Annotated in this window: 7 protein-coding genes; 3 read left to right on the top strand and 4 right to left on the bottom strand. The window is 66.7% G+C overall.

The features are described 5' to 3' along the window. Positions 1-287 precede the first annotated feature (287 nt). Positions 288-1,706 (bottom strand): pyridoxal phosphate-dependent decarboxylase family protein, encoded by a 1,419-nt coding sequence (locus tag ACWDNU_RS37710; RefSeq protein WP_449672360.1) that lies wholly within the window; start codon positions 1,704-1,706, stop codon positions 288-290. A gap of 267 nt (positions 1,707-1,973) precedes the next feature. Next, entirely contained in the window at positions 1,974-2,414 is a 441-nt protein-coding gene (locus tag ACWDNU_RS37705; RefSeq protein WP_449672359.1) for a pyridoxamine 5'-phosphate oxidase family protein, read from the bottom strand. 89 nt (positions 2,415-2,503) lie between these two features. On the opposite strand from ACWDNU_RS37705, the gene ACWDNU_RS37700 reads away from it, so the two are divergent. Beyond that, positions 2,504-3,073, top strand: a complete 570-nt coding sequence (locus ACWDNU_RS37700; RefSeq protein ID WP_449672358.1) for a TetR-like C-terminal domain-containing protein — start codon at positions 2,504-2,506, stop codon at positions 3,071-3,073. On the opposite strand, the gene ACWDNU_RS37695 is transcribed toward ACWDNU_RS37700, so the two are convergent. Continuing rightward, the gene (locus ACWDNU_RS37695; RefSeq protein ID WP_378406978.1) at positions 3,030-4,370 is read right to left on the bottom strand and encodes a nucleobase:cation symporter-2 family protein; all 1,341 of its coding nucleotides are present in this window, start codon (positions 4,368-4,370) and stop codon (positions 3,030-3,032) included. The two genes, ACWDNU_RS37700 and ACWDNU_RS37695, sit on opposite strands and share 44 nt — an antisense overlap. Before the next feature lie 74 nt (positions 4,371-4,444). On the opposite strand from ACWDNU_RS37695, the gene ACWDNU_RS37690 reads away from it, so the two are divergent. Then, on the top strand, positions 4,445-5,566 hold the full coding sequence (locus tag ACWDNU_RS37690; RefSeq protein WP_370932389.1) for a 5-methyltetrahydropteroyltriglutamate--homocysteine S-methyltransferase: 1,122 nt from the start codon (positions 4,445-4,447) through the stop codon (positions 5,564-5,566). Next, positions 5,563-5,871 carry an NIPSNAP family protein gene (locus ACWDNU_RS37685; protein ID WP_449672357.1) on the top strand — a complete coding sequence of 103 codons (309 nt, stop codon included), beginning with the start codon at positions 5,563-5,565 and terminating at the stop codon, positions 5,869-5,871. Before ACWDNU_RS37690 ends, ACWDNU_RS37685 begins: the two co-directional genes overlap by 4 nt. Here the strand turns inward: ACWDNU_RS37685 and ACWDNU_RS37680 are convergent, their stop codons facing one another. After that, the gene (locus ACWDNU_RS37680; RefSeq protein WP_370932387.1) at positions 5,872-6,543 is read right to left on the bottom strand and encodes a MerR family transcriptional regulator; all 672 of its coding nucleotides are present in this window, start codon (positions 6,541-6,543) and stop codon (positions 5,872-5,874) included. Positions 6,544-6,625: the final 82 nt, after the last annotated feature.

Genomic DNA, 6,625 nt, shown 5'->3' with positions numbered 1-6,625 from the left:
GGAAAGATGCCTTGACAAGCACCCCCAGACCGCAGGGACGCTTTATATCGGGGTGCGGGGGAGGGGCTGGGTGCCTCGATCGTTGGGTGCACCGGCGGCGGTTCGGGAGTGGGCTGGGGCTTGCGCTCCAATGTGGCATTGGGTGCGTCTGATGCAGCGAATGCCACATTGGGTGCGCGGGACGCAACCAATGCCGCATTGGGGCGCATCCTGGCGGGGGCTGGGTGGGTCGTGAGGGGAACCCTGAGGGAATCAGAGTCCCTGAGGGTGGCCCTCACGAAAACAGATCAGAGGGCAGCCAGGGCGGTTAGGCGGCTGGCCAGCAGGTCGATGTCGGACTCGGTGGTGCGGTGGTTCGTGATGCAGGCGCGGATGCAAGCCTGGCCGCGAATTCTTGCTGGGCCCAGCATTGCGGTGCCTTCTTCGTGGAGTCTCGTGAGGAGTTCTGCGTGTGCTTCGGCGTTGCGGCCGGGCATTCGGATGCAGACTGCGGTGAGTGTCACCGGGTTCATCAAGTCCAAGCCGGGGGCGGCGGCGATGTGTGCGCCTAGTCGGGTGGCTAAAGACAGGCAGCGTTCGGTGACTGTTCGGAAGGCTCCTACGCCGAACGTGCGCAGGGCGGCCCAGACCTTCAAAGCCTTGAAGCTGCGGGAAAGTTGCGGGCCGTGGTCCATGTAGTCGAGTAGGTGGGCGTCGTCTATTGCGGTGAGGTACGACGACGTTGAGGAGAAAGCGAAGGCTGCTCGTAGCTTCGCCATGTCCTTGACTAGCAGGGCTCCTGCTTCCAGCGGGGCGAAGAGCAGCTTGTGCGGGTCTAGGGTGATGGAGTCTGCGCGGGACAACGGAGCCAGTGCCTCGCGGGTTGAATCGGCTAGGACGAATAGGGCTCCGTACGCGCCGTCTACGTGTAGCCAGAGGTCTTCTTTTGCGCAGAGGTCGGCAATGGGGTCGATTGGGTCTATCGAGCCAGTAGTTACTGTGCCTGCGGTGGCTACGACGCAGAACGGTTCTTTTCCGGCGGCGCGGTCGTCGGCGATTGCTTGGGTTAGCAGGTCGACGCGGAGTTGGAAACGGTCGTCGGCAGGGATTGTGCGGACGTTGGCCAGGCCGATTCCTAGGAGGGCGGCGGCTTTGACCACGCTGCGGTGTGCTTCGTCGGAGGTGTAAAGCACTAGGGGCGCACGGGTTTCCTGCAAGCCCCGTTCGCGGAAGTCTGGTCTGCGGTCGGCGATGGCGGCGGTGATCGCGTCTTTCGTGGCTCCGGAACCGCCGTTGGTGAGGAGGCCGCCGGAGGACGGGCCTAGGGCGAAGAGGCTGGTTAGCCAGTCTATGACGGAGCGTTCGATTACGTTGGCAGCGGGGGAGATCTGCCACAGGTTGCAGTTTTGGTTCAGTACTGCGGCGATCGCTTCGGCGTAGGGGCTGATGCCGTTTGGCGGGCCTTGGACGTAGGCGAGGAAGCGTGGGTGTGCGATCGTGGTGGTGTAGGGCACGATCCGGTCTGCTACGTCGGCGAAGAATGCTTCTACGCCTAGGCCTTCTTCCGGGAACGGCTCGGCTAGCAGTTTGGCCAGGGTTTCCCGGTCCGCGTCAGGGGCGATCGGGCGACTGGTTAGTGAATTTTCGTAGCTGTCGGTGAACCTGGCCAATAGTTCGGCCGCTTTGGTCCGTTCGGCGGCGGTGAGAATGAGGGTGGTGCCGTCCATGCGCCCTCTTCTGTTCGAAGGTCTTTTCGGGCACAAGGTGGCATGGTCTAGAACAGTGGCGCAATGGCGGAAAGTTGGCGGACGGCGTTTCTGGCTGCTGAGTCGAATGAGCCCGGGAAAGGAGTGCCCGAACGGCCGGGGAAACTAGGGAAACCGGGCATGATCGGGGTGTGCGGCCGAACGGCGGTACCGGGAAAAGGTTGGGGGGCAAGGGGTTCCGGGGGTCGGCTCCGACGGAGCGGGGCGGAGCCGACCGGGCGGAGCGGGTCAGGAGAGTTCGTCGGTCAGGTCGGTGAAATCGGCGGTGTTCCAGCGTTCTGGGCGCATGGAGATGACGACGTTGTGGCTCTGCTCTGGAGTGGCTTTGACGTAGGCGATCGCGGCTTCCTCTGGCAGGTATCGGCGCGCCATCTCCAGGCGGTCTTCCTCGGTGACTGCGCGGACGCCGGTGACGGGGCCTTCGGCGGTCGCGTAGCGGATGGTCTTCGGGTCTTGCACACACAGGGCGAAGCGGCCGGCGGCTTCGATCAGCTTTGTCTTCCGGGCACCGGGCGAGGTGAGCACGGTGACCTCGCCGCCGGGGGTGTACTGGTGCCAGATCGGGGTGGTCAGGGGTGCGCGACCGGGCTCCGCGGTCACGCTCAGGACGCTGATGATCGGTTCGGCTAGCAGGGCCTCGCGTTCGGCGGGCGGGATCTTGCTGACCATCTCGGGGTCTCCTTAAGGCCAATTGATTTGCCTTTAGGTTACGCACACTTCAGGCGTTAAGGCCAGCCCCTTTGTTTTAGGATGGCCGGATGACTCGGCCGGGCGGGCGTAGCGCGCGGGTGCGTGAAGCGGTGCACCGTGCGGTGATTGAGCTGCTCGCGGAGGGCGAGACGACTGCGGGGGTGCCGCAGATCGCCGAGCGGGCTGGGGTGAATCCGACCAGCGTTTATCGTCGCTGGGGGAGTTGCGCGAGCGTGCTGCTCGACGCTGCGGTCGCTCGGTTGAGCCTCACCTCGCCGGTGCCGGACACGGGGTCGCTGCGGGGTGACGTCGAGCAGTGGGCGACGGCGGTCGAGCGCGCGCTGGCTGATCCGGACGGCGCGGTGCTGGTTCGGGCGTTGATCAGCTTTATCGGGACCAACGCTGATCCGATCGAGCATTTGCTGTCGCGTGGCGACGACCTGGAGCAGATGCTGACGGCGGCCGCCGCGCGTGGCGAGCCTGCGTTGGAGCTGCAGGAGCTGCTGGATTACGTGCTCGCGCCGCTGTACCTGCGGGTGTTGCTGAGCAGGCCGATCGAACCGGGGATCGGCCTGCAGCTGGCCGATCGGTTGCTTACGGCAGCAGGTCTTCCTCCCGCTTCCGGCCAAGGTGGTTGAACAGCAGGTTCAGGACGAAGGCCAGCACGGCGGCGACGGTGATCGGGCTGCCGCAGATCGTGCGCAGCCAGGCGGGGAAGTGCTGGAAGAACACCGAGTTGCCGAAGCGGTCGAGGCCAAAAGCGGGCAGCAGGCCGACGCCGAGGGCTACTGACACCACGAAAGCGTTGTGGTTGCCGGAAAAGTCGACCTTCTTGAGCGTCTGCACGCCGACGACCCCGACCATCGCGAACATCACCACCGCGACGCCGCCGACGACGGGTTCCGGGATCGCGGCGATGAACGCGCCGATCTTCGGTACCAAGCCCATCACGACCAGCATGCCGCCGGTCGTGGCGACCACCCAGCGGCTGCGCACGCCGGTCATCTGCACCAAGCCGACGTTCTGCGCGAACGCGGTGTCCGGGAAGGAGTTCATGAAGCCGCCGAAGATCGCGGACAGGCCGTCGGTCGCGAGGCCGCGGGAGAGGTCGGACGGCGTGACCGGGCGGCCGGTGATCTCGCCGACCGCGATCAGGTCGGCGGTGGTTTCGGTGAACGACACCAGCATGACCACGCACATCGACACCACCGCGGCGACCGGGAACGTCGGCGCTCCGAAGTGGAACGGCGAGGCCAGCCCGAACCAGCTCGCGTCGCCGACGCCGGAGAAGTGCGTGCGGCCGAGCGGGATCGCGATCAGCACGCCGGCGATGAGCGCGACCAGCGGACCGATCTGGCCGAGGAAGCCGCGCAGCACCCGGGTGAACAGCACCACCAGCGCGATCACGCCGAACGCCAGCCCGAGGTTCGCCGGATCGCCGTAGGACGGGTCGCCGGTGTCGTGCCCGCCGATCATCGCGGTGCCGGGGCCGAGCAGCGAGATGCCGATGACCAGCAGCAACGTCCCGGACACCAGCGGCGGGAAGAACCGGATCAGCGCGGCGAACGGCCGGGCGATCAGCAGGCCGAAGACCCCGGAGGCGATCATCGCGCCGTACACCGCGGTGATGCCGTACTGCGCGGCGATCAGGATCATCGGGTTGACCACGGTGAACGTCGCGCCCGCGACCACCGGCAGCCGGACGCCGAACAACCGTCCGATGCCGACCGACTGGACCAAAGTGGCCAGTCCGGCGACGAACAGGTCGGCGTTCACCAGCAGTGCGATCGACGCGTTGTCCAGATGCAGCGCGCTGCCGATGACCAGCGGAACGGCGATGCAGCCGGTGTACATGATCGCCATGTGCTGCAGTCCGAGCAGGAGCAGCCGTCCGGCGGGGAGGCCCCGGTCGACCGGGTGCGCGGCGTTGGTCATGAGCGGCTCCTTCTGGTTGTTCCCGCCGGATTATCGCTGCACATACCGCCGGTTTGTGTGTGACCATGCCAGACATGACTGCACGACCTCCGTTCCGTGCCGATCATGTAGGGAGCCTGCTGCGGCCGGCGGTGCTGCGCGAAGCGCGGCGCGACCACGCGGCTGGGGAGATCTCCGCCGAACAGCTGCGAGCCGTCGAGGACGACGCGATCCGCGACGTCGTGAAGATGCAGAAGGCGGCCGGCCTCGAATCGGCGACCGACGGCGAGTTCCGCCGGTCCTCCTGGCACATGGACTTCATCTACGCGCTCGGCGGCGTCTCGCGCAGCGACGAGCGGCTGCACGTGAAATTCCACAATCTGGCCGGCGACCTGGAATTCAGCCCGCCGGGCCTGCAGGTCGACGGCAAGGTGCGGCTCGACGAGCCGATCTTCGCCGACCACTTCGAGTTCCTCAAGGCGCACACCGACCCGGGCATCACGCCGAAGCTGACCATCCCGTCGCCGAGCATGGTCTATTACCGCGGCGGCCGGGCGGCGGTGAGCGAGACCGTGTACCCGGAGCTGGACGAGTTCTTCACCGACCTCAGCGCGGCGTACGCGGAGCAGTTGCGCGCGATGAACGCGCTCGGCTGCACGTATCTGCAGCTGGACGACACCAGCCTGGCGTATCTCAACGACCCGAAACAGCGTGAGCTCGTCGCGCGCATGGGCAGCGACCCGGACACCATGCACCTGCGCAACATCTCGACGATCAACGCCGCGCTCGCCGGGAAACCGGACGACCTGACCGTGACGACCCACCTGTGCCGCGGCAATTTCCGCTCGTCGTGGGTGGCGTCCGGGAGCTACGAGTTCGTCGCCGAAGCGCTGTTCGGCGAGCTGGCGGTGGACGGATTCTTCCTGGAGTACGACGACGAACGTTCCGGCGGCTTCGAGCCGTTGCGGTTCGTGCCGAAGGGAAAACGGGTCGTGCTCGGGCTCGTGACCAGCAAACGGCCGGATTTGGAAGACCCGGACGCACTGGTCCGGCGGATCGAGGAAGCGTCGCGGTATGTGGACGTCGACCAGCTGTGCTTGTCGCCGCAGTGCGGGTTTTCGTCCACTGAGGAGGGAAACGACCTGACCGCCAGTGAGCAGCTGCGGAAGCTGGAGCTGATCGTTTCCACGGCGGAGCGGGTCTGGGGTCGTTCGTGATCACCTGCGTTGTCGATTACGTGATCGACCCGGAGAAGATCGCGGACTTCGAACGGTTCGCCGACGAGTGGATGCGCCTGGTGCGGCGCGAGGGCGGGGTGCACCACGGGTATTTCCTGCCCGCGGAAGGGGCCAGCGACGAGGCCCGGGCGTTGTTCAGCTTCGAAAGCCTTGCCGCGTACGAGCGGTATCGGACACTGTTCGGAGTGGACCCGGAATTCGTGGCGGCGGACCGGATCCGGGACGAGAGCGGGTGCGTGATCCGGTATCGGCGGACGTTCATGCGGCCGTTGCTGCCGGAGTGATCATTCGAGGTAGCGCGACAACTGGGCGGCCCCGTCCAGCATCGCGTGTGCTCGGGTCGTGAGCCGGGAACGCCAGGTGCGCAAGGCTTCTTCCAGCGGCGCGACCCCGCCCGCGTGCCGGACCTGCTCCAGTACCGCCGCGATCCGGGCCAGCGGGTAGCCGCCGCGGCGCAGTTGATGGGCGAGGCGGGCGTCGCGGACCGCGGCCGGTGGGTAGCGGCGGTTTCCGGCTCGGTCGCGTTCCGGCTGGAGGATCCCGGCGGCCTCCCATTTGCGCAGCGTGGCCGGGTGCACGGACAGCTGGTGCGCTAGCGCGCCGATCGACGGCACCGTCACCCGGACAGCCGGTTCCTGCGTCAGGTTCCGCAGCGCGTGCTCGACTTCGGTGAGGGTGCCGCGATCGCGCAGCAACTCGGCGTGGCCCTCGTCGATCAGCTGGAACGCGGTGTCTTCCGAACGCTCGTTGACCGCGCGCAGGATCGCCGCCGCGCGGGCGTGGCCGAAGCCGGGACGCAGGGTGAGGAAGGCGCGCAAGGCTTGTGCGTGGCGTTCGGTGTACGTCCGGTAGCCCTGCGGTCCGCGTTCGGCGGGCGGGAGGATGCCGTCCTCCTCGTAGTTGCGGACAGCCTGGGTCGACAGGCCGTGCTCGCGGGCGAGGTCTTTCGGACGCATGTCACCTCCGGTTTGAGGGTTACACGCCATTCAACCAGGTGTTTTGCGCAGAAGTGCCAACGGAGAGTTCAACGATACGGTC

The sequence above is a fragment of the Amycolatopsis sp. NPDC003676 genome, from assembly GCF_053587275.1.
This window is presented reverse-complemented; position numbering and strand designations above follow the sequence as displayed.